This is a genomic window from Longimicrobium sp., from assembly GCF_036554565.1.
GTDB lineage: Bacteria > Gemmatimonadota > Gemmatimonadetes > Longimicrobiales > Longimicrobiaceae > Longimicrobium.
On sequence record NZ_DATBNB010000558.1, the window covers coordinates 1 to 23,829 of the forward strand.

Annotated in this window: 18 protein-coding genes; 11 read left to right on the forward strand and 7 right to left on the reverse strand. The window is 69.6% G+C overall.

The features are described from left to right. From VIB55_RS15260 to coxB, 4 genes are all read right to left on the reverse strand, one after another. The coding region (locus VIB55_RS15260) for a cytochrome C oxidase subunit IV family protein (RefSeq protein ID WP_331877521.1) at nt 1-319 on the reverse strand (319 nt) is incomplete at its 3' end. A gap of 8 nt (nt 320-327) precedes the next feature. After that, nucleotides 328-969 carry a heme-copper oxidase subunit III gene (locus tag VIB55_RS15265; RefSeq protein WP_331877522.1) on the reverse strand — a complete coding sequence of 214 codons (642 nt, stop codon included), beginning with the start codon at nt 967-969 and terminating at the stop codon, nt 328-330. Between the two features lie 52 nt (nt 970-1,021). Then, the gene (ctaD, locus tag VIB55_RS15270; protein ID WP_331877523.1) at nt 1,022-2,965 is read right to left on the reverse strand and encodes a cytochrome c oxidase subunit I; all 1,944 of its coding nucleotides are present in this window, start codon (nt 2,963-2,965) and stop codon (nt 1,022-1,024) included. 101 nt (nt 2,966-3,066) lie between these two features. Beyond that, nucleotides 3,067-4,155 carry a cytochrome c oxidase subunit II gene (coxB, locus tag VIB55_RS15275; protein ID WP_331877524.1) on the reverse strand — a complete coding sequence of 363 codons (1,089 nt, stop codon included), beginning with the start codon at nt 4,153-4,155 and terminating at the stop codon, nt 3,067-3,069. 306 nt (nt 4,156-4,461) lie between these two features. Between coxB and VIB55_RS15280 the strand changes: the two genes are divergently transcribed. The 11 genes from VIB55_RS15280 to VIB55_RS15330 all read left to right on the forward strand — a co-directional run bounded on the left by VIB55_RS15280 (nt 4,462) and on the right by VIB55_RS15330 (nt 20,991). After that, nucleotides 4,462-6,363, forward strand: a complete 1,902-nt coding sequence (locus VIB55_RS15280) for an ABC transporter ATP-binding protein (protein ID WP_331877525.1) — start codon at nt 4,462-4,464, stop codon at nt 6,361-6,363. 187 nt (nt 6,364-6,550) lie between these two features. After that, a complete protein-coding gene (gene dnaE, locus VIB55_RS15285) occupies nt 6,551-11,527 on the forward strand; it encodes a DNA polymerase III subunit alpha (protein WP_331877526.1) in 4,977 nt (1,658 codons plus the stop codon). A gap of 392 nt (nt 11,528-11,919) precedes the next feature. Continuing rightward, nucleotides 11,920-12,885: an acetyl-CoA carboxylase carboxyltransferase subunit alpha gene (locus VIB55_RS15290; RefSeq protein ID WP_331877527.1), complete on the forward strand. Its 966-nt coding sequence runs from the start codon at nt 11,920-11,922 to the stop codon at nt 12,883-12,885. An 84-nt stretch (nt 12,886-12,969) separates the two neighbouring features. Next, nucleotides 12,970-13,935: a regulatory iron-sulfur-containing complex subunit RicT gene (locus VIB55_RS15295; RefSeq protein WP_331877528.1), complete on the forward strand. Its 966-nt coding sequence runs from the start codon at nt 12,970-12,972 to the stop codon at nt 13,933-13,935. Then, a complete protein-coding gene (locus VIB55_RS15300; RefSeq protein WP_331877529.1) occupies nt 13,932-15,464 on the forward strand; it encodes a class I tRNA ligase family protein in 1,533 nt (510 codons plus the stop codon). Before VIB55_RS15295 ends, VIB55_RS15300 begins: the two co-directional genes overlap by 4 nt. A 20-nt stretch (nt 15,465-15,484) precedes the next feature. Continuing rightward, complete coding sequence (locus VIB55_RS15305; protein ID WP_331877530.1) at nt 15,485-16,216, forward strand: RDD family protein; 732 nt, start codon at nt 15,485-15,487, stop codon at nt 16,214-16,216. A gap of 37 nt (nt 16,217-16,253) precedes the next feature. Next, nucleotides 16,254-16,769, forward strand: a complete 516-nt coding sequence (locus VIB55_RS15310; protein ID WP_331877531.1) for an alpha/beta hydrolase — start codon at nt 16,254-16,256, stop codon at nt 16,767-16,769. 91 nt (nt 16,770-16,860) lie between these two features. After that, nucleotides 16,861-17,268, forward strand: a complete 408-nt coding sequence (locus tag VIB55_RS15315; protein ID WP_331877532.1) for a response regulator — start codon at nt 16,861-16,863, stop codon at nt 17,266-17,268. Nucleotides 17,269-17,624: 356 nt separating this feature from the next. Further along, nucleotides 17,625-18,533, forward strand: coding sequence for a M23 family metallopeptidase (locus VIB55_RS15320; RefSeq protein ID WP_331877533.1), 909 nt, complete (start codon nt 17,625-17,627; stop codon nt 18,531-18,533). A 74-nt stretch (nt 18,534-18,607) separates the two neighbouring features. After that, on the forward strand, nt 18,608-19,786 hold the full coding sequence (locus VIB55_RS15325) for a hypothetical protein (RefSeq protein WP_331877534.1): 1,179 nt from the start codon (nt 18,608-18,610) through the stop codon (nt 19,784-19,786). Beyond that, nucleotides 19,786-20,991: a hypothetical protein gene (locus VIB55_RS15330; RefSeq protein ID WP_331877535.1), complete on the forward strand. Its 1,206-nt coding sequence runs from the start codon at nt 19,786-19,788 to the stop codon at nt 20,989-20,991. Before VIB55_RS15325 ends, VIB55_RS15330 begins: the two co-directional genes overlap by 1 nt. Before the next feature lie 122 nt (nt 20,992-21,113). Here the strand turns inward: VIB55_RS15330 and VIB55_RS15335 are convergent, their stop codons facing one another. The 3 genes from VIB55_RS15335 to VIB55_RS15345 form a co-directional block, all read right to left on the reverse strand. Then, nucleotides 21,114-21,257, reverse strand: a complete 144-nt coding sequence (locus tag VIB55_RS15335; RefSeq protein ID WP_331024943.1) for a hypothetical protein — start codon at nt 21,255-21,257, stop codon at nt 21,114-21,116. Further along, on the reverse strand, nt 21,254-23,287 hold the full coding sequence (gene ftsH / locus VIB55_RS15340; RefSeq protein WP_331877536.1) for an ATP-dependent zinc metalloprotease FtsH: 2,034 nt from the start codon (nt 23,285-23,287) through the stop codon (nt 21,254-21,256). Before ftsH ends, VIB55_RS15335 begins: the two co-directional genes overlap by 4 nt. A 122-nt stretch (nt 23,288-23,409) precedes the next feature. Further along, nucleotides 23,410-23,829, reverse strand: a 420-nt coding sequence (locus VIB55_RS15345; protein ID WP_331877537.1) for a hypothetical protein, incomplete at its 5' end; no start/stop codon positions are given.

The following is a 23,829-nucleotide window of genomic DNA, read 5'->3' on the forward strand; positions in this document are numbered from 1 at the left end:
GCAGCGGCCCGAACAGCAGGATCATTGCGCTGATCACCAGGATGGCCAGCAGCGCCGGGAACACGAACACCGCCGTGAACAGCTTGTTGTCGAACTTCAGGTGCATGTAGTACGCGACCACCGACACGAACTTCAGCGCCGACAGCGTCAGGATGATGAAGATGGCCGTTCCCGCCGCGTACCAGTGCTGCGTTTCGCCGTAGTACCCCACCACCTCCAGCACCGTCAGCCCGATCAGGATGGCCCCGATGGTCAGGTAGAACCGGTTGGTGGGGTGCGCGTGCTGGCTGTGCGCCATCTCGTGAGTCTCGCTCGACATTGGCCCGCTCAGGGAATCAGGTACACGAGGGGGAAGATCACGATCCAGATGACGTCGACGAAGTGCCAGTACAGGCCGCCGATCTCCACCAGGAGCGACTTCTCCGGCCCCAGCTTGCCGGTGTGCACCCGCCACGCCAGCGTCAGCAGGTAGATCACGCCCGCCGTCACGTGGGCCCCGTGGAACCCCGTCAGCAGGTAGAACGACGAGCCGAACAGGTTGCTCGAGATGGTCAGCCCCTCGTGGATGAAGTGGCTGTACTCGTACACCTGCCCCACCGCGAAGATGGCGCCGCCGATGGCCGTGGCGATCAGCCAGTTGCGGCTCCAGGTGCGGTCGCCCCGCTGCGTGGCCGAAAGCGCCAGCACCATCATCACCGAGCTCATCAGCAGGATGAAGGTGGTGAAGGTGATCAGCGGCATGTTGAACACGCCTTCCACGTGCTGCCCGTTCCACACCCGGTCGTGCGGAAAGGGTGGCTTCAGGCTCTTGCCCTTGTAGGCCATGTACGTGGCGATCAGCGAGCCGAACAGCAGGCACTCCGAGCCGATGAAGCCCCAGAACGCCAGCTTGCGGCTGTCCAGCCCCGTGCTGGTGTCCAGGTGGGCCGGGTGGGCGGCGTGCGCCTCCAGCGCGTGCGAATGATCCATGGTCCTGTCGGTACCCGTGTGTGCGTCCAAGTAAGGCGAAGTGCGCCGCGGATCAGTGCTCGTGCCCGGGCTCGAAGGCGAACTTGAAGATCGACAGCGCGGTCAGGGCCACGCCTGCCACCGTCAGCAGCCACAGCCAGTGGAGCGCCCCGTCCATCGAGCGGAAGATCAGCCCCATGAAGGTCAGCGAGATCCCCGAGGCCAGAACGATGGGCCAGAACGACGGCGGCGGCAGGTGAATGCCCAGGTCGTGCGCCGACATCTTGTTCTCGTCGTCGGGGTACGTCACCTGGCCCAGGTCGGCGCCCATCAGACGCACCTGCTCGGTGTCCTCTTCCGCCCGTCCGTGGGGAATGTCGCCGTCCTTGGCGGGGTCGCCCTCCCACAGGGGCATGCGCGAGTGCACCACCGGGATCGTGCGGAAGTTGTACACCGGCGGGGGCGACGGGATGGACCACTCCAGCGTGGGCGCGCCCCACGGGTTGGGCCCGGCCAGCTTCCCCCACTTCCACGAGAGCGCCAGGTTGATGGCGAAGACCAGCGTGCCCAGGGCGATGATGAACGAGCCCGCCGAGATCACCAGGTTGATCTCGTTGAAGCCCATGTTGTCGGCGTAGGTGAAGATGCGCCGCGGCATGCCCAGCATCCCCAGGAAGTGCATGGGGAAGAAGGTCAGGTTCATGCCGATCAGGGTCAGCCAGAAGTGCGCCTTGCCCGCACGCTCGCTCAGCAGGCGCCCCGTGATCTTGGGGTACCAGTAGTAGATGCCCGACCACAGCCCGAGCACCGTGCCGCCGAAGAACACGTAGTGCAGGTGCGCCACGATGAAGTACGTGTCGGTCTGCTGCAGGTCCGAGGGCGCCGCCGCGTGCATCACGCCCGAGATGCCGCCGATGGTGAACATGGCGATGAACGCGATGGAGAACAGCATGGCCGTGGTGTAGCGGATGGCGCCGCCCCACATGGTCCCCAGCCAGTTGAACACCTTGATCCCCGTGGGGATGCCGATGAGCATCGTCGACAGGGCGAAGAAGCTGTCGGCGATGGGGCCCATGCCCACCGCGAACATGTGGTGGCTCCACACGCCCCAGCCCAGCCAGCCGATCAGCACCCCCGAGAACACCATCACGTTGTAGCCGAAGAGCGGCTTGCGGCTGAACGTGGGAAGCACCTCCGACACCATCCCCATGATGGGAAGGATCAGGATGTACACCTCGGGGTGGCCGAACATCCAGAACAGGTGCTGCCAGAGCAGCGGGTCGCCGCCGGCGGCCACGCTGTAGAACTGCGTGCCGAACACCCGGTCGAACATCAGCTCGGTGATGGCGATGGTGAACACCGCCATGGCCGTCACGATCAGGATGCTCGTGATCAGCGTGAGCCAGGTGAAGATGGGCATGCGCATCAGCCGCATTCCCGGCGCGCGCATGTTGATGATGGTGACGATGAAGTTCAGCGACGCGATGATCGACGACAATCCCAGGATCTGCAGGCCCAGGACGTAGAAGTCCATGTTGATGCCGGGCGAGAACTGCTTGGTGGTGATGGGCGCGTACGCGAACCACCCCGAGTTCGGGCCCAGCTTCATCAGGATGCTGGCGTTGAAGAAGATCACGCCGAAGAAGTAGACCCAGTACGACAGCGCGTTCAGCCGCGGGAACGCCACGTCGCGCGCCCCGATCTGCAGCGGGATGATGTAGTTGAAGAACGCGGCCGTCAGCGGCATGAGCGCCGCGAAGATCATCGTCAGCGCGTGCATGGTGAAGAGCTGGTTGTACAGCTCGGCGCTGACGAAGTCGTTGTTGGGCACGCCCAGCTGCACCCGGATCAGCAGCGCCTCGATGCCGCCCACCAGGAAGAAGAAGAAGGCCGTGACGCCGTACATGATGCCGATCCGCTTGTGGTCGACCGTGGTGATCCAGCTCCACAGTCCCGTCGGCTCGGCGTGCGCGGCCGCGTGCGCGTGCGGGGCGGCCAGCGTTGCAGATGATGCCATTCCTACTCCATCGGGTTCGGGGCGCCGCCGGGGACCGGGCGCCTGATCACGGAACCGCCCCCGTCAGGGGCGGGACGTCACCACCGTATCGGGCTCTGGCGCTACTGCAGCGACTGCAGGTACGCCACAATGTACTGGACCTGCTCGTCCGTCAGGTTGCCGCCGGCCGCCTTGCCCTGCGGGGGCATCAGCGCCCCCGGCTTCATCGCGGGCGGGTTGCGCACCCACTTCGCCAGGTTCTCGGCGTTGTTCTCGACGATGCCCGCGGCGAGCGTGCGGCGCCGCCCGAAGTGCGTCAGGTTGGGCCCCAGCCGCCCCACCATGGGCGTGCCCTCGATCACGTGGCAGCCGGCGCAGGCGCCCTGCGTGACCAGCTTCTTGCCCAGCGCCACGGCCGAGGTGCTGTCCGTGGGCTCCAGCGCGGGGCGGGCCTCGTTCTCCAGCCACTGCCGGAAGCCCTCGGGGGTGTGCGCGATCAGCCGCATCTTCATCAGCGCGTGGCTGTCGCCGCAGAACTCGGCGCACTGGCCCATGTACACGCCGGGCACCGTGGGCGTAAAGATCAGCCGGTTCACGCGGTTGGTGATCAGGTCGCGCTTGCCCGCCATCTGCGGCACCCAGAACGAGTGCAGCACGTTGTCCGACTCCAGCAGCAGCTGCACCGGCTGGTTGATGGGAACGTGGATCTCGTTGGCGGTGATGATGGTGTCGTTGCCCACCGGGTACTGGAACTCCCACCACCACTGCTTGCCGATCACCCGCACGTTGAGCGCGTTGGCGGGGGGCTCGGGCTGGGTGATGAAGATGGCGCGCACGGTGAAGACGGCGATCACCGCCACGATCAGCGCCGGGAGCAGCGTCCACGCCACCTCGAGCTTGGTGTTGCCGTGGATCTGCTTGGGTTCCGGCATGCCGGGGCGGTACCGGAACTTCCACATGATGTAGCCCATCCCCGCGAACGTCAGCACGCCCACGACGATGCCCATCCACATGGTCAGGTTGAACAGAAACATCTGCTCCCTGGCCATCTCGGTTTCGGGCACGAACGTGGTCTGCGGGTAGCGCTTGATGTGGTCTTCGCCGCAGGCCGCCAGCAGGGCCAGGAGCGCGGCGGCCAGCAGCGGCCGCATCCCGCGCGCGGCCCGCCCCGGGGGGGTCGTGCGGGCGGCGGGAATGGAGACTGACTTCATCGGCTGTGGGTGTTCGGCGTTCTTGCTGGTTGCTCTCACTGGAGCCCGGCGCACGTGGGCGCGCGCGAGCCGTGCCCGAAACGGGGGGCTGCCCGGCTGGGCGCGCATAATAGGTGTGCCCGCCGGGATTCGCCAGTGCTCTTTCTGGCGAGAATGTACGGTGGGTGGGGCGCGCTGTCTGTGGGGAGTTCTCCCACCTGCCGCGCCGCTCCCGGCACGCGCATCCCGGGCCGCGACGGTATCACCGCCGCGGGCTTCTCCGTATCTTCCGCTCCCCGGTTCCCGTTCTCCCTTTCCCCGTGGTTCATGGCCCAGGCACGATCGCATGCCGGACAGCAGCGCCGGTCGCCGTCGGACGGCCCGCCGTCGCTGGCCGAGCGGATGCGCGCCATGCGCAACGTCCCCCCGTTCCTGCGCATGGTGTGGCGCACCCACCGCGGCTACGTGCTTGGCATCGCCGCGCTGCGGCTGGTGCGGGCGTTCGTGCCGCTGGCGTCGCTGTGGGTGGGCAAGCTGATCGTCGACGAGGTCGTCGCCGCGACCCGCGGCGGCGTGCCCGACTGGGACCGCATCGGCGGGCTGGTGGCGCTGGAGTTCGGGATCGTGGCCGTGGGCGAGGTGGCCGCGCGCACCGGGACGCTGCTGGAAAGCCTGCTGGGCGACCTGTTCAGCAACCGCATGAGCGTGCGGCTGATGGAGCACGCGGCCGAGCTGGACCTTCAGCACTTCGAGGATCCCGCCTTCTACGACCGGCTGGAGCGCGCCCGACGGCAGACGGTGGGGCGCATCGCCCTGCTCAACCAGCTCTTCGGGCTGGCGCAGGACGCGCTCACCATCCTCACCCTCACGGGGACGCTGCTCGCCTTCTCGCCCATCCTCTTCGGCCTGCTCGTGGTCGCCGTGCTCCCGTCGTTCCTGGGCGAAACCCACTTCGCCGCGCTGGGCTACTCGCTGCTGTACCAGTGGACGCCCGAGCGGCGGAAGCTGGACTACTACCGGATGGTGGCCGCGTCGGACAAGACGGCCAAGGAGGTGAAGCTCTTCGGCCTGTCGCCGTACCTGATCGAGCAGTACCGCACCCTGGCGGACGGGTTCTACGAGGCCAACCGGCGCCTGGCCATCCGCCGTTCGCTCGCCAGCACCGGCCTTACCCTTCTTTCGACCCTCGGCTACTACGCGGCCTACGCCACCATCATCTACCGCACCGTCCTGGGCCGGCTGACGCTGGGCGACCTGACGCTGCTGGCGGGCACCTTTTCCCGCTCGCGCGACCTGATCCAGCGCATGCTGCTCTCCACCACGGAGCTGTACGAGCAGGCGCTGTACCTGGACGACCTCTTCATCTTCCTTCGCCTGCAGCCGTCCATCCGACGCACGGACGCGTCGCTCCCCTTCCCCGATCCCATCCGCGAGGGGTTCGAGTTCCGCGACGTCTGGTTCCGCTACCCGGACGGGGAGGAGGGCGCCGCCGATCGCCCCGACGACGATCCGTCGTGGGTGCTGCGCGGCGTGTCGTTCCGCATTCGCCCTGGCGCGCGGCTGGCGCTGGTGGGGGAGAACGGCGCGGGAAAGACGACCGTCACCAAGCTGCTGACGCGGCTGTACGAGCCCACCCGCGGCGCCGTGCTGCTGGACGGCCGTCCGCTGGGCGACTACGACCCGGCGGATCTCCACGACCAGGCGGGGGTGATCTTCCAGGACTTCGTGCGCTACGACATGACGGCGGAAGAGAACATCGCCGTGGGCCGCATCGGCGACCTGGCGCGCGACCCGGCCGCCGCCCGTCCGCGGGTGGAGGGGGCGGCGCAGCGGTCGCTGGCGTCCGAGGTGGTTGAGGCGCTCCCCAAGCGCTACGGGCAGATGCTGGGGCGGCGCTTCGAAGGCGGGGTAGACCTGTCGGGCGGGCAGTGGCAGAAGGTGGCGCTGGGGCGCGCCTACATGCGCGACGCCCAGCTGCTGATCCTGGACGAGCCCACCGCCGCCCTGGACGCCCGCGCCGAGTACGAGGTGTTCCAGCGCTTCTCGGAATTGACGGCCGAGAAGATGGCCGTCCTGATCTCGCACCGCTTCAGCACCGTGCGGATGGCGGACCGCATCGTGGTCCTGGAGCACGGGCGGGTGCTGGAGGAGGGGACGCACGACGAGCTGCTGGCCCTGGATGGCCGCTACGCCGAACTGTTCAACCTGCAGGCCGCGGGTTACCGTTGACGGGTTTGATTTTGGCCCCGGGCGGGCCACGTACAAACCCCGTTCACCTTCCCATCCGGCGCTCGCGGCCCCATATTCCCGGGGCACCTCCCCACCACAGAGGCGCCGGCGCACACCCAGCGCAAGTCGTTGGGCAGCAAGCAGTTTCGCGATACCGTCACCCACGCTTCGGGAGCCCTCCAGGCCCATGTCGTTCGTTCACCTGCACTGCCACTCCGAGTACTCGCTGCTCGACGGCGCCAACCGCATCGGCGACCTGATCAAGCGTGCCAAGGACTTCGAGCAGCCTGCGCTGGCGCTCACGGACCACGGGTGCATGTACGGCGCGTGGGTCTTTCAGGAGGCCGCCAAGAAGGCCGGGATCAAGCCCATCGTGGGCATGGAGGCGTACGTGGCGCCGGGCGCGCGGACGGACCGCAGCAAGGCCAAGGGCGAAAAGGGCTACTACCACCTCGTACTTCTCGCGCGCGACTACCAGGGCTACAAGAACCTCACCAAGCTCACCTCCATCGGCTACACCGAGGGGTTCTACGGCAAGCCGCGCATCGACCGCGAGGTGCTGCAGAAGTACTCCGAGGGGCTGATCGTGACCTCGGCCTGCCTGGCGGGCGAGGTCGCGCAGCACCTGATGGAAGACCGCTGGGAGCAAGCGCGCGACGCCGTGGCGTGGCACCAGGAAACCTTCCGCGACCGCTACTACCTGGAGGTGCAGGGCCACGACAGCCCCGGCCAGGAAGAGCTGAATCGCCGCATCTTCAAGCTGGCGCAGGAGATGAGCGTTCCCGTCGTGGCCAGCAACGACGCGCACTTCCTGAACGCGCACGACCACCAGGCGCACGACGTCCTGCTGTGCATCGGGCTGGGGAAGGACTTCAGCGACCCCAACCGCATGAAGTACGACGGGCAGCTGTACTTCAAGAACACCGACGAAATGCGCGAGCGGTTTCCCGGGCGCCCCGACGTGCTCGAGAACACGCTGCGCATCGCGGACGAGTGCAACTGGAGCTATCCCAAGGGATACCAGGTGCCCGCGTTCCCCGTGGCCGAGAAGGGCTTCACCAGCGAGGCCGAGATGCTGGCCGACTGGGTGTGGCGCGGCGCGATGGAGCGCTACGCCAAGGACGCCCCCGCCGGCGCCGACCCCCGCACGGCCCTCGCGCCGGAGCTGGTGGAGCGCATCGACTACGAGCTGAGCGTGATCAGCAACCCCAAGATGGACTACTCGGGGTACTTCCTGATCACCGCCGACTTCATCCAGTGGGCGCGCGACCACGACATTCCCGTGGGCCCCGGGCGTGGCTCGGCGGCGGGAAGCATCGTGGCGTTCTGCACCGGTATCACCGACTGCTGCCCCATCAAGTTCGACCTGCTCTTCGAGCGGTTCCTGAACCCCGAGCGCGTGTCGATGCCCGACATCGACGTGGACTTCTGCTTCGAGCGGCGGGGCGAGGTCATCGAGTACGTGCGCGACAAGTACGGCCGCGACGCGGTGGGCCAGATCATCACCTTCGGGACGATGAAGAGCCGCGCCGTGATCAAGGACGTGGGCCGCACCCTGGGCTTCGCGCCGGCCGAGACGGACAAGCTGGCGAAGCTCATCCCCAACGGCCCCGCGTACTCGCTGACCGTCGAAGAGGCGCGCGACAAGATCCCCGAGATCAAGGAGCTGTACGAAAAGGACGCGCGATACCGGCAGCTGCTGGAGTATTCGTCCACGCTGGAGGGACTCTCGCGCCACTCGTCCGTGCACGCCGCCGGCGTCGTGATCGCGCCCGGGCCGCTGGACGAGTACGTCCCCGTCTGCACGCAGAGCACCAAGGGCTCGGGCGGCAACGGCGAGTCGGTGATCGTCACCCAGTACGACATGACGTGCCTGGAAAAGGCCGGCATGCTCAAGATGGACTTCCTGGGGCTGAAGACGCTCACGGTGATCTACGACACCGTGGCAGACATCCGCCGCCGCTACGGCGCGCTGAAGCACCCCACGACGGGCGAGGAGTACGCGCGCGCCGAAGACATTCCGCTGGACGACGCCGAGGTGTACGCCATGCTGGCGCGCGGCGGCACCGCGGGGGTGTTCCAGTTCGAATCGGCGCTGGCGACGGAAAAGCTCCGGCAGATGAAGGCCGACCGCTTCGACGACCTCGTCGCCGCCAACGCGCTGCTGCGTCCCGGCCCGCTGGACATGGGGATGGACACGGTGTACATCCGGCGCAAGCTGGGGCAGGAGCCGGTGAAGTACCCCTTCCCCGAGCTGGCCGACGTGCTGCAGCCCACCTACGGCGTGATCGTGTACCAGGAGCAGGTGATGCGCATCGCGCAGATCCTCTCCGGCTTCACGCTGGCCGAGGCCGACGTGCTTCGTAAGGCGGTGGGCAAGAAGGACGCGGAGCTGATCGCCAAGGAGCTGGGCAAGTTCGTGGAGAAGGCGGTGGAGAAGGGCCATCCCCGCCAGCAGATCCAGGACCTGTCGGACCAGATCGAGGCGTTCGGACGGTACGGATTCAACAAGTGCCTGCCCGGCGACACGGAGGTGCTGGATTCCTCGACCGGGCGCCTGGTGCGCATCGACGACCTGTACCACGGCCGCGCCACCCTGGGTACGGTGGCCACCTGCCACACCGACGTGCTGAAGCTGGGCCACGGCGCCGTCGCGGACGTGGTCGACAACGGGATCAAGCCCGTTTACCGCCTGCGTACCGAGTCCGGCCGGGAGATCGAGGCGACGGACAACCACCCGTTCTTCACCATGGGCGGATGGAAGGCGCTCGGCGCGCTGGATGCCGGTGAGCACATCGCGGTGCCGCGCTCGCTCCCGGTGGAAGGCTCCGCTACGTGGCCGGAGCACGAGGTGATCGCGCTGGGGCACCTGCTGGCCGAAGGCAACCTGTGCCACCCGCACTCGGTGTACTTCTACAACCAGGACCCGCGCGAGATCGCGGACTACGTGGCGGCGGCGGAAGCGTTCGGCAACGTTCGCTGCACCTTCGGCGAGAAGGACGGCACCACGCACGTGTACGCGGCGCGCGAAGAGCGCCGCGAGGAGCCGGGGATCTTCGCCTGGGCCCGGCGGCTGGGAATGCTGGGGAAGACGGCCACGCAGAAGGAAGTGCCCGCCGACGCGTTCACGCTCAGGAACCGGCAGATCGCCCTTCTCCTGAGCCGCATGTGGGCCGGCGACGGCCACATCAACGTGGGCGACCGCAACGTCTACTACGCCACTTCGTCCTCGCGGCTGGCCCGCCAGGTTCAGCACCTGCTCCTTCGCCTGGGCATCCTGGGCCGCGTGCGGGAGGTGAGGTTCCCGTATCGCGGCGGGTGGAAGGCGGGGTGGCAGGTGTTCGTCACCGGCAACGAGAACCTTCGCCGCTTTTCCATGACCGTAGCGGCGAGCTTCCTCAGCGCCGAGCGCCGGCACGCCGTGGAGCAGCTGGTCCTGGCGCAGCCGGCGGGCGGGCCCTCCAAGGACCTGGTGCCGGTCGCCGTCCGCGGCCTGGTGCGGGCGGCAAAGGAGCAGTCGGGGCAGACCTGGGCACAGGTGGAGCGCGCCGCAGACGTTTCGTCGCGCGACTTCTATCCCGTAGGCACCAACCCCAATAAGATCGGGTTCACGCGCAGGACCATCGGCCAGCTCGCCGACCACTTTGCCGACGTCCAGCTGCGGGCGTACGCGGACAGCGACGTGCTGTGGGACCGCGTGGTATCCATCGAGTACGTCGCCGACAAGCAGACGTACGACCTGGAGGTGCCGGGCACCCACAACTTTGTGGCGAACGACATCATCGTCCACAACAGCCACTCCGCCGCGTACTCGCTGGTGGCGTACCAGACTGGCTGGCTGAAGGTGCACTACCCGGCCGAGTTCATGGCGGCGCTGATGTCGTCCGTGGTCGACAAGATCGACGACGTGGTGTCGTACATCGCGCAGTGCCGCGAGATGGGTCGTTTCATCCCGCGCGTGGGCCGCGAGGGGATCGAGGTGCTGCCGCCCCACGTCAACGAGAGCAACTGGAAGTTCACCGTAGTGGGCGAGGGCGTGGGCAAGATCCGCTTCGGGCTGGGCGCCATCCGCGGCGTGGGCGAGGGCGCGGTGCGGTCCATCATCGCCGCGCGGGTCACGGAGGGGCCGTTCACCTCCATGTTCGACCTGCTGAGCCGCATCGACCTGCGCCTGTGCAACAAGCGCGTGCTCGAGGCGCTGATCTGCGCCGGTGCGCTCGACGGCTTCGACGAGGACGGCGGGCGCAGCCAGCTGCTCGCGGGGCTGGACTCGGCGTTCGCCAACGCGCAGATGATCCAGAAGGAGCGCGAGAGCGCGCAGGACAGCTTCTTCGACATGCTGCTGGGCGGGGGCGACACCGCCGCCGCCACGCTGGTGCAGGCCCCGCCGCTCCCCAAGGTGGACAAGTGGACGGAGACCGAGCGGCTGGCGCGCGAAAAGGAGATCCTGGGCTTCTTCATCAGCGGCCACCCGCTGAACCGCTACCGCGAAGACGTGGCGCTGTTCGAGGCGCGCAGCAACACGTCGATGCTCAAGAACCAGAAGGACTGCAAGGTGGAGCTGGCTTGCGTGGTCACCGAGGCCGCGCGGCAGATCAGCAAGAAGGACGGTTCGGAGTGGGGCCGCATCACCGTCGAAGACTTCCACGGAACGGCCACGGTGCTTGCGTTCGGCGAGTCGTGGGCTAAATACAAGGAAGTCCTCAAGCAGGACGCGCCCGTCGTCATCCGCGGCGCGGTGAGCAACCGCGAGCGCGACGAGGAGGACCCGCCCCTTTTCCTGGACAGCGCCGTGGCCCTGGGCGACATTCGGGAAAGCGGCGACGTGGGCGTGCAGATCGAGCTGGCGTCGGCCGGGATGGACCCCGCCGCCGTCGCGGCGACCAGGGACATCCTGGCGAAGCATGCCGGCGCCGGCGCGCTGTTCGTCGTCTGGAAGAACGGCGGGGGCGAAGGCGAGGCGCCGCGCCTGCGGTCCCGGGCGGTTCGCGTGGCCCCGCGCGACGAGCTGCTGATGGAGCTTCGCGAGGCCCTGGGCGACGACCGCGTCCGCCTTCACCGCGACGCGGCGGCCGTGGTGGCCATCCAGCGCGAAGAGCGCTTCCCCCGCCGCGGCGGGGGTGGAGGCGGGGGATTCAGCATCAACAGCAGCGGCGGGGAGTAGAGCCGGGCGCACTCCCTACACCGGCCTCGCTCCGGCGGTTCAAACCGCGGCTGGAACTTCACGAAGTCCGCCTGCGCGGACTGCACGGGTAAATCAAGCGCGCGAAGGCAGGACACGCGCACTCTACTGGCTCCCTCCCCCCGCGGGGTTTGCGGGGGAAGGGTTGGGGATGGGGGGCGCCCGCGGAGCGAGCGGGGCTCAGCCCCATCCGGCACGAAGTTCTCCCTCTCCCCTGCGAAGCGGGGGCAGGGGGCCGGGGGAGGGGGCTGCCTGGACATGCGAGGCGGCCCCTCGAACCCCGATCGAAGTTCCCCCTCTCCCGCGCGGTTTGTGGGGGAGGGGCCGGGGGAGGGGGAACCTCCCCGCACGATGACCCAGCAAGGAATCACGACGTGGCAACGGTAGCCCACCTGGACTTCGAGCGCGCCATCGCCGACGTGGAGGAGCAGATCGGATCGCTCCGCACGCTGGCCGGCGAGCGCGGCGTAGACGTAACCACCGAGCTGGCCGCGCTGGAGCGCAAGCTCAACGGCCTCAAGGCCGACACGTTCGCCAACCTGTCGCCCATCGAGCGGGTGGGGGTGGCGCGCCACCCGCGCCGGCCCTATACGCTGGACTACCTGGAGCTGGTGTTCACCGACTTCGTGGAGCTGCACGGCGACCGGCAGTACCGCGACGACGCCAGCATCGTGGGCGGCTGGGCGCGGCTGGACGGCGAGTCGGTGATGGTGCTGGGGCAGCAGAAGGGGCGCGACATGAAGGAGAACGTGCTGCGCAACTTTGGCATGCCGCACCCGGAGGGCTACCGCAAAGCATTGCGGTTGATGAAATTGGCTGAGAAGTTCAACCGCCCGCTGATCACGCTGATCGACACCATGGGCGCCTATCCCGGCCTGGGCGCCGAGCAGCGCGGGCAGGGCGAGGCCATCGCCCGCAACCTGCGCGAGATGGCGGCGCTCAAGATTCCCAGCATCGCCACGGTCATCGGCGAAGGCGGCTCGGGGGGCGCGCTGGCCATCGCCGTCGCCGACCGCGTGCTGATGCTGGAAAACAGCATCTACTCGGTCATCAGCCCCGAGGGGTGCGCGGCCATCCTGTGGAAGAACGCCACGGCCCGCGACAAGGCGGCCGAGGCCATGAAGATCACCGCCGTCGACCTGAAGCGGCTGGGGGTGATCGACGAGGTGATCCCCGAGCCGGCCGGCGGGGCGCACGGAAACTGGGAAGACGCGGCGGCGGCGTTCAAGGAGGCCCTGGTGCGCCACCTGAACGAGCTGCGCGCCCTGCCCGCCGACGAGCTGCGGCGGACCCGGTGGCAGAAGTACATGGGGATGGGACGCTGGCGGCACGCCGGCTGAGCCCTACCCACCCAACGTTCCCAACGATGCCCGCCGGCGTCCCCCGTGTGGACGCGCGGCGCGCGTGATAGAAGTGGAGGTACCATGGGCCTGGAACTCCCCGTGTTCCAGCCCGTTGCGTCGCCCCAGGACCAGGCCTTCCTCGTGGAGGTCGGGTTCAAGGGCATGCGAAAGGGCTTTTTTTCCTGCACCGACCCCTCGGTGCGGGTAAACGACTGGGTTCTGGTAGAGGTGGAGCGCGGCCACGACGTGGGCCGCGTACGGTCGCTGGGCGGAGTCGCGCAGAAGAAGTGCGGCGACTCGCCCGTCTCCGTCGTCCTGCGCCACGCCGACGACGAAGAGGTCCGCCAGCTGTACGCCCTTCGCGCCGACGAGGAGCGTGTGCGCCGCGAAACCCGGCAGCGCGTGCAGGAGCACGGGCTGCACATGAAGGTCAGCGACGCCGAGTGGCAGTGGGACCGGAACAAGCTCACCATCTACTTCACGGCCGAGCGGCGCGTGGACTTCCGCCAGCTCGTCCGCGACCTGGCGCGCACCTTCCGCAGCCGCATCGAGCTCAAGCAGATCGGCGTGCGCGACGAGGCGGCGCAGCTGGGGGGCGTGGGGCGCTGCGGCCGGCAGCTCTGCTGCGCCACCTGGCTCCGCGAGATCAAGCCGATCTCTCTCCAGCTGGCCAAGGACCAGAGCCTGTCGCTGAACCCGCAGCAGATCTCCGGCACCTGCGGCCGGCTGATGTGCTGCCTGACGTACGAGCACGACGCGTATCTGCAGGCGCGCAAGCGCTTTCCGCGCGAGGGCAAGACCATCCGCACCACGGTGGGCGCCGAGCGGGTGATCGCCATCGACATCTGGCGGAGCACCGTCACGCTGCAGGACGAGCAGCGCCAGCGCCGCACCATCGATCTCGACCAGTTGAAGGAAGAGACGGCGGCCACGCCCGCGGGGCCCGCGCGGATGGAAAAGCCGTCGCACCCCGTTCTTCCCAACCCGGCGCAGCCGCAGCGGCCTCCGCGCCGCCCGCGCCGCCAGACGGAGCAAAAGCCCGAGTGAGCCGGTTCTACGTCACGACCGCCATCGACTACGCCAACGGCGACCCCCACCTGGGGCACGCGTTCGAAAAGATCGGCGCCGACGCCATCGCCCGGTACCACCGGCTGATCGGCGACGACGTCCGCTTCTGCATGGGGATGGACGAGCACGGGCAGAAGGTGGCGCAGACGGCCGCCGCCCGCGGCGTGGAGCCCCAGGCGCTGGTGGACGAGCTCGCCGCCCGCTTCAGCGCGCTGTGGAACAAGCTGGGGATCAGCAACACGCGCTGGGTGCGCACCACCGACGCGCACCACCGGCGTGGGGTGAAGGCGTTCATCGAGCAGGCGCTGGAGCGCAACCCCGACGACTTCTACGAGAAGACGTACGAGGGGTGGTACTGCGTGGGCTGCGAGCTCTTCAAGCGCGAGAACGAGATCGCCGACGGGCGGTGCGTTCTCCATCCCACGCGCGAGCTGCAGTGGACGGAGGAGCGCAACTGGTTCTTCCGGCTCAGCCGCTACCAGGACTTCCTGCGCGCGCACTTCGAGGCCAACCCCGGCTTCATCCTTCCCGAGTCGCGCCGCAACGAGCTGCTGGCGCTGCTGGACTCGGGGCTGGAAGACATCTCCATCACCCGCGCCCGCCTCTCGTGGGCCATCCCCTTTCCCAAGGCCACGTCCAACGGGGAGACGCAGGGGACGTGGGTGTGGTTCGACGCGCTTCCCAACTACCTGACCGACACCGGCTTTCCGGACGACGAGTCGTGGCGGGAGTGGTGGCCGGCGCAGCTTCACGTGGTGGGCAAGGACATCACGCGCCTCCACGCCATCATCTGGCCGGCCATGCTGCAGTCCGCAGGGCTTCCCCTTCCCGAGCGGGTGTGGGGGCACGGCTTCGTTACGCTGGGGGGCGAGCGGTTCAGCAAGTCGTCGGGGGTCACGCTGGATTTGGACGAGGCCATCGACCGGTTTGGCCCCGACGCGTTCCGCTACTACCTGCTGCGCGAGGTGCCGTGGGACAGCGACGGCGGATTCAGCTGGGAGCGCTTTGCCGAGCGGTACACGTCGGAGCTGGCGAACGGGCTGGGCAACCTGGCCAGCCGCAGCACGTCGATGATCGGCAAGTACCGCCAGGGCGCCGTCCCCGCCTCGCCGCTGGAGGTGGATCCGGTGATCGCCGACGCTGTCGCGCGCTACCGGGCGGCGATGGATGCCAACCTGCTTCACGAGGGCGCCGCCGCCGCGTTCGAAGTCGTGCGCCACGCCAACGCGGTGGTCGCCGAGCGGCAGCCCTGGTCCGTCGCCAAGGACCCGTCGCGGGCCGACGAGCTGGACCTGACGCTCGCGTCGATGGTGCGCTACCTGGCGGCGGCGGCCACGATGCTCTCGCCCTTCATGCCCGTGAAGACAGCGGAGCTGTGGGAGCGCCTGGGCTCCGGGCGTGATGCGCTTCCGTCGCTGGACGAGCTGGCGACGCTGGACGTGGCGAGCTGGACGGTGCAGTCCGGCGGCATCCTCTTCCCGCGGCCTGAAGTCGCCGCGCCTGCGTGAGAAAGCGGGGGCACGCGGGTTTGCTTCGGCGCGGGACGGCGCTCGCGATCGACCTGTACGCCTGCGTCGTCATCGCGCTGTCCCTCGCGTTCGTGCCGGGGCTGTTCCTGCCGCTGGACGAGCACCTCTGGGTTTCCACGGTTGTCGCGTTGCCGCTGATCGTGCTCGGGGTCGGGTACGTGTTCCTGGGTGCCGCGTTCCTACCCAACACGTACGGACGCTATGTAACGGCCGTCCGCGTGCGGGACCAGGCCACGGGCAAGCGGCCCGGCTTCGGACAGGGCGTGGCCCGCGCGCTCACCATGGGCTTGTGGCCGGTAGAAGCGGTGATGATCGTGGACAGCGGGCGGCGCATGGGCGACCGCTTGGCCGGAACGGTCGTCGAGCGGTACAGCCCGGAAGGGGCATGGTGGAAGCGCGCGGCCCCCGGACTGGCCGTCATCTCCGGCGGCGTCGCCCTGCTTTGGGGGATGAGCCCCCTGGTCGCCGGCCGGACGCTGGCCGCCCGCGAAGCGCGCGCCTACACGCAATCGCGGCTGGGTGCCCAACCGGCCGCCAACCCGCGGTACGTCTCGGTGCGCGGTGACTCGGGCGAGGTTGGACTGACGCTGCGCGACGGGCGGGGCGTCCGGGTGCACCTGGCACGGTCGCGGGGCGCGTGGCGGGCCTGGCAGGTAGAGGAAGTCTCGTCCTCGGCACTTGGGCGGGGGCTTTCCATCCAGCAGGGCGGCGCCTCCGTATCGGCTCCGTGAGCCCCGTTCCCATCGCCATCGTCCTATGGCGTGCCTGGTGATCCCTGGGTGGACCAACTCCGGCCCGGAGCACTGGCAGAGCCTGTGGGAGCGCGATCATCCCGGCTTCCGGCGGGTGCAGCAGGCCGACTGGGACCATCCCGATCGTGCGGAGTGGGTGCGGACGCTCGATGCCGCCATCCGGTCCGAATCCGAACCGCCGGTCCTGGTGGCGCACAGCCTGGGCTGCATCGCTATCGCGCACTGGGCCGTGGCCCACGATCACCCAGTCGCGGGTGCGCTGCTGGTGGCTCCCGCCGACGTGGAGCGGCCGGATGCGCCGGAGCCCATCCGCAACTTCGCCCCGGTGCCGCTCGCCGCGCTCCCCTTCCCCGCCATCGTGGTGGCCAGCAGCGACGATCCGTACCTGGACCCCGAGCGCGCGGCGCACTTCGCCCGGTGCTGGGGCGCGCGGCTGGTGGACTTGGGAGCCGCGGGGCACATCAACACCGACGCCGGGTTCGGCCCCTGGCCTCAAGGGCTGGAACTGCTGGCCGAGCTGGGTCGCCGCTGAGAAGCGCACCGGCGCCCGTGACGCCGGACCTTTCCGCGGGCCGCAGGGTCTAAGTCCCGGGAATCCATCCACTTCGCCGCGTCAGGACACAGTGGCAGGCAAGACCGTGCTTCTCGTCGAGGACGATGAAGCCAGCATCGACATCTTCACCACCATTCTCCGCCACGGCGGATACCAGGTGCTGTCGGCGACGAGCGCATCCGCCGGCGTGGACATGGCCGTGGCGCACCGGCCGGACATCGTCGTCGTGGACCTGGGCCTTCCCGACGCCCCCGGGTTCGAGGTGCTGAGCGAGCTGACGGACCATCCCGCGACGCAGGACACCCCGCTGATCGTCTGCACGGTGCACATCTTCGAGCACGACATGGTGCGCGCCCATCGCGCGGGCGGCGACGTGTTCCTGCAGAAGCCCATCGCGCCCCAGGACCTCCTGTCCCACGTGGACCGTCTCCTCTCCGGCGCGCCGGCGCCCGAGCCGTCGCCCGCGGCCGCATCGTAGCCGCGGATTCCGCACGCTGCTACAGGGGCAGATTCTGCAAGGGAGCGGGCAATCTGCGGCGGATGCTCGTCGCGCCCGTCTTCCGTTTGCGATCCAACCGGTTATCACGCAACGAGTTGCGTGATTCGTCCAAACCGGAACGTTTGATGCCGGTCCACCGGGCGTAACCCAAAGCATCTACTCACGTTGAGAGGGGTTCGGCAGCGTTTGCTTGACACCCCCGTCCACACGGCCTAACTTGGCTCCCTTCGCCATCATTCTGGCCAGGTCCTGATCCGGAGCGCGGGTGCCATCTCCCCGCGCCACTCCGTCACCAGCATATCGCAGTCGCAATGCCCCAGTCCCGCTGGACACTGATGCTCGTGCCCCATGACAACGAACGAGTCCGCTCGTTCCAGGTGTCGGCACGAAGCATCCGCAACGCCCTGAGCGGCGCCGCCATCTTCGCCCTGCTCCTGGGCACCTTCGTCATCTCCTTCGCCGTCAAGCAGTCGCACCACTCGCAGAGCGCCGGGCTCAAGCGCGAGAACCAGCTGCTGGCCGCCGAGGTCGACGAGATGCGAAAGCAGATGGAGGCACTGGACCGCTCCATCGCGGCGCTGGCCAAGAAGGACGAGCAGGTGCGGGTGATCGCCGGCCTTCCCGAGGTGAACGCCGACGTGCGCAAGGCGGGCGTGGGCGGTCCGGGAACGGGAAGCATGGGCGCCCGCGCGCTGGCCAAGCTGAACCCCGGCGTGGGCCGCAAGGTCGAGGCGACCTCCGAAGACCTGGACGCGCTGATGCGCCGTGCGGCTCTCCTGCGCGGCAGCATGGACCAGGCGGTCACCCAGATCCGCCGCAACCAGCAGCGCATGGCCTCCACCCCCACCATCCTGCCGACGGACGGCCACCTCTCGTCGCTCTTCTCCGGCAGCCGCTACCACCCCGTGCTGCGCATCTCGCGCCCCCACAAGGGCATCGACATCGCCGCGCGCATCGGCGAGCCCATCCTGGCGCCGGCGCGGGGCCGCGTGGTGTTCGCGGGCAACCGCAGCAACGGCTACGGCAACATGGTGGAGATCGACCACGGCTACGGCTACGTCACCCGCTACGCCCACGCCTCGCGGCTGCGCGTGCGCACCGGGCAGACGGTGGACCGCGGCGACCGCATCGCCGACGTGGGCAACACCGGGCTCACCAGCGGGCCTCACCTTCACTACGAGGTCGAGGTCAACGGCAACCAGGTAGACCCGATGAACTTCGTGATCGGCGACGCGCTGCCCTGAACCGCGCCGTCCGGCGACCGATCCCGAGGAGCGCCCCCTTGCCGGGGGCGCTCCTTTTTCGTATCTGACGCAGCATGTTGAGCTTGCTGATCGCCCTGGGGCTGGCCGCGTCCGACTCGGTGCCCCGCCCCGCCGCCGCCCAGCCCGCAGTGGTGGTGCACTTCCAGCCCGCGCTGCCCATGGTGGCGCTGCGCCTGTCGCTGCTGGCCGACGACCCGCCCGGGTACGCCGGCGCCGGCCACCTGATGCAGCACCTGCTCCTTCCGCAGCTGGAGGAGCGGATGGCCCGCGTGGGCGGTCGCGTGCAGGCGGTGCGCACCTCCGACGCCGTGGTCTACACCGTCGTGGGCCCCGCCGTGGAGCTGGAGTACCTGTCAGAGACGCTGCGCCTGACGCTGCGCGCCCCCGCCTCGGGAACGGGTGAGACCCTGCGCGCCCTGGCCCAGCTGGGGCAGGAGCGCGGGGCGGAGCGCGAAATCGCCGGCGCCTTCGTGCGCACCGCCCTCCGCGGCGTGCTCTTTCCCGACGACCTCAGCGCCGCCGGCACCGACGCCGCGGCCGAGCGCCTGGCGACGGCCCGGCTGCCGGAGGTGTGGGGCGCCATGTACAGCCCCGAGCGCGTTTCCATCGTGGCCGTGGGCGACGTGAGGATGGATGACGTGCGCCGCGCCTTCCGCGACCTTCCCGCCGCCGGCTCCGCGCGCCTGGAGGCCCTTGCCGACACGGTCGCCCCGCTGGCCGGCGCCGCGCCGCAGGCCACGCGCGGGTGGGTGGCGCGCGGATGGAACGCGTCCCCCCTGGATCCCGCCGCCGTCACCGTCACCGCGCGGCTCCTCCGCAACCAGCTGCGGCGGCGGATGAGCCGCTCGACGGTGGACGTGGAGCACTGGTGGAGCCACCACGGCCAGGCCGTCGCCCTGGTCGTCGCCACACCCGACACGCTGATGCCCACGGCGCGGCGGACGGTCGATGGGGCGCTGGCCGCCGTCGCCACGGCGCTGGACGAGGCGCAGGTGCGCGACGCCGCCGCCAGCGTGCGCCGCGAGATGCTGTTCTACGCGCGGACCCCGGAGCGCATGGCCGAGGTGCTGGGCGCGTTCGGCGACCGGGGGCTGGATTCGGAGGCCTCGCAGCGCTTCTTCACGGCGGTGGAGCGGGTGACGGCGGACGACGTGCGCGCGGTGCTGGCGGCGCTGCGGGAGACGGAACCGGCGATCGTAGAAGTGCCGCCCCAGAAGCTGGAGGCGAATTGATGCGCGCCCGCCATCTCCTCGCCCTCCTCGGGGCCGCCCTGCTGGCCTGCCCCGCAGTGGCGCAGGAGCGCATCCTCGTTCGCCCCGAGCCGGGAACGCCCGTCGTCGCCACCGAGGTGCTCATCGCCGTCGGGCCGGCGGATGAAGCGGAGGGGAAGGAGGGGATCACCTATCTGACGGCCCGGAGCGTCACGGCACCCATCCTCCCGGTGCTCGACTCGCTGGCCGCGCACCTGGAGGTGGAGCAGCACCGGGACGCGGTGTCGTTCACGGTGATCGCCGCGCCCGACAACTGGCAGGAGGCCACCCGGACGCTCCTCGTCGCCCTTTTCCGCGACCCCGTGGACAGCGTCGCCACGGTGCGCCAGCGCGCCGCAGCCGTGGCCGAGCTGCAGGCCCGCGAGCGCAGCCCGTCCGACGCGCTGGCGCGGGGGGTGGACGCGGCGGTGTACGGCGAGAACCATCCCTGGGCGCGGCCCGCCGCGGGAACGGCGCGCAGCGCGGGGCGCATCACCATGGCGGAGGTGGACGCCTTCCTCCGCGGCAGCTTTACCGCCGACCGCGCGGTGATCGCCATCGTCGGGCCGGTGGGAGCGGACGCGGGGGGCGCGCTCTCGGCGTTCCTGGAGCCCGGTCCCCTCCGCGCGGCGACGGTGGAGGCGCCACGTCCCGCCGGCGAGCCGGTGCGCCAGCCGTACGAGGCCATCACCGCCTGGGTGGCCGCCGTCTACCCGTTCGGCCCCGACGCCGACGACGAGGCGCTGCGGATGCTTTCGCGCCTGGCGCTGGAGCAGGTGTCGTTCGGCGTGCAGCGCCCGCAGGTGTACGATTCGCGCGCCGAGGTGGTGCGGCACGCCGCCGGGGGCGAGCTGCGGCTGGAGATGGTGGTGCCCCCCGGCGAGGTGGAGCAGTGGGCCGAGCGCCTGGGGCAGGCCCTGTCGCGGTACGCCGACGAGCCGCTGAGCGACGGCCTCTTCGCCCAGCGGCGGCGGAGATACCGCGGCGAGCGGCTGCTGGCCCTGGAGTCGCCCGAGGCGCGCGCCCGCGTGCTGGCCCGCCAGACGCTGCTGGGGCTGCCCACGGTGCCGCTGACGGACGTGGAGGGCCTTACCCCCGAGCGCCTGGAGCAGGCCGCGCGCTCCCTGGGCAAGCCCGTCATCGTCTTCCTGGGACCTTTCGTAGACGAAGACGAGGACAAGTCCTGAGGCGATCGTCCCCAGTGCGGGTGGTTTCACGCGGAGGCGCGGAGAATGAAAGAGAGCCGCGGAGGGCAGGTGACCCCTCCGCGGCTCATCCGTTCCTCCGCGTCTCCGCGTGAAAGCCGTCCTTACCGCTCGCCTTCGGCCTGCGACGGCTTGTCCTCGGGCCCGTCCTGCCGCCGCTCGGTGGGCGTCACCGGCCGCTCGGGCTCGGGCTGGTCCTGCTCGCCCACGTCGTGCGGGCTCTTGTCTTCGTAGCGCGGATCCTTCACGGCTGCCTCCCTCGTTTGCGGCTGGAGCCTCGCCCGCCCCGCGAGGGCGGCTGGGCCACGGTGTCGTCGCGGGTGGCCGAGCTGGCCGCCGCCTGCACTCCCCCGCCGGCCCCGTTCACCGGCGGCGTCTCCACCACGCGCTCCGGGGGCGGCTCGTGGGTGCGGGGCGGCAGGCCCATGATCTCGCGCAGCTCCGCCTCGTCGACCACTTCCTTTTCCAGCAGCCGCCGCGCCAGCACCTCCAGCACGTCGCGGTCGGCCGTGAGGATGCGCCTGACCCGTTCGTAGGTCCCCTCGATCAGCCCGCGGATCTCACCGTCGATCTCACGCGCAGTCTCTTCCGAGTAGTTGCGCTGCGCCGGCATCCCCCCGTCCTGCTGAAGGAACTGGGTGCGCCGCGGGCCCGCCAGGTTCACCGGCCCCAGCTCGCGCGACATGCCGTACTCGGTGACCATGCTGCGCGCCAGCTCCGTCACCCGCTCCAGGTCGTTCCCCGCGCCGGTGGAAATCTCGTTGAAGACGATCTCCTCGGCCACGCGCCCGCCCAGCAGCACGGCGATGCGGTCCATCAGCTCCTGCTTCTGCAGCAGGTAGCGGTCTTCCGTCGGCAGCTGCTGCGTGTAGCCCAGCGCCGCCACCCCGCGCGGGATGATGCTGATCTTGTGCACCGGGTCGGCCGTGGGCACGCGCTCGGCCACGATGGCGTGGCCGGCCTCGTGGTAGGCCACGATGGTGCGCTCCTTGTCGTTGATCAGCCGGTTGCGCTTTTCCAGCCCGGCCACGATGCGGTCCACCGCCTCGTCCACCTCCTGCATTCCCACGCTGGCCTTGTCGCGCCGCGCGGCCAGCAGCGCCGCCTCGTTCAGCAGGTTGGCCAGGTCGGCGCCCACGAACCCCGGCGTGCGGCGCGCGATGCGCTCCAGGTCCAGGTCCGGACCCAGGGTGATCCCCTGCGCGTGGATCTTCAAAATGGCCAGGCGCCCGCTTACGTCGGGGCGGTCCACCAGCACCTGCCGGTCGAAGCGGCCGGGGCGCAGCAGCGCGGGGTCCAGGATCTCCGGGCGGTTGGTGGCGCCCATGATGATCACGCCCAGCCGCGGGTCGAACCCGTCCATCTCCACCAGCAGCTGGTTGAGCGTCTGCTCGCGCTCGTCGTTGCCGCCCAGCATGTTCCCCGGCGAGCGCGCCTTGCCCAGCGCGTCGAGCTCGTCGATGAAGATGATGCAGGGCGCCTGGCTCTTGGCCTGGGCGAACAGGTCGCGCACCCGCGCGGCGCCCACCCCCACGAACATCTCCACGAACTCGGCGCCGGAAATGGAAAAGAAGGTCACCCCCGCCTCGCCGGCCACCGCCCGCGCCAGCAACGTCTTGCCGGTGCCCGGGGGGCCCACCAGCAGCACGCCCTTGGGGATTTTGGCCCCCAGTCGGGCGAACTTGTCGGGCGTCTTCAGGAACTCCACGATTTCCTGGAGCTCCACCTTGGCCTCGTCCACCCCCGCCACGTCGTCGAAGCTGACGCCGGTCCCTTCTTCGCCGACGATCCGGGCCTTGCTCTTCCCTACCGTCAGCACGCCCTGCGTGGGGTTCATCCGCCGGAACATGAACACCCACAGCCCCACCAGCAGCAGCAGGGGGAGCAGCCCCCAGATCACCATCCCCCAGCGCGCCTCGGCCATCCCCTCGTACGGGACGTTGCGGGCCTCCAGAAGCGGCACCAGCTGGTCGTCTTCCACCTTGTCGGCGCGCCAGCGCTCCGGCCCGCCCGCCTTGCGGATGGAGTCGGTGGCGATGGCCTCGATGGTGGTGGCGCCGATCCTCACCTTTTCGGCCTGGCGGGCGGAAATGCGGTTCTTGAGGTCGCTGTAGGGGATCTTGGTGGGCCGGGTGGGGCCCAGCACGTTCATCAGGATCAGGACCCCGAAGAGCGCGAGCAGGGGCCACATGGAAAAACGCGGCGGCTTGATGCCGCCGCCGGCGCGCTGGCGGCGGTCGCCGCGGCGCCTTTCGTTGGGAAATTCGGGCTGGGCCATGCCCGCCGGGGAAGCAAGGACCGGACCAGCCCCCGCCCACCCGGAAGCGCCGAAAACCCACGACGAAACGGGCCACCCCGTACCCCGGGGTAGCCCGTTCTCCCTCGTCCGTGAACCGCGCCTCAGTTCGGCGGCGTGGGGGTAGGAGGGGGGCCGCCGTCGAAGACGCCCACCCCGCTGGCCGCAGCCGCCAGCAGCAGCGCGCCCACCACGATGATTGCCGCCGCCAGCACGCTCTTGCGCGTGCTGAGCTGGCGCTCGCGAAGCGAGCCGATCCCCGCCACGGGAATGCGAACCATCTCTCCGTTCCACAGCGACTCCATGTCGCTCCGGTCGACGGTGCGCACCACGCCCATTTGCAGCGTGTCGGCCGTCACCTGCTGGATCACCCCTTCCACCTCCACCACGCGCGGGCCCACCTGGCTGGCGATGCCCACCGACCCCGCGTCGGTCAGCGTCGCCACCACGCGGGCGCCCGGCGCGGCCTCGGGGGTGGATACCGGCCGGATGTTGTAGCACCCCGCCTGCGGCAGCAGAAGGAG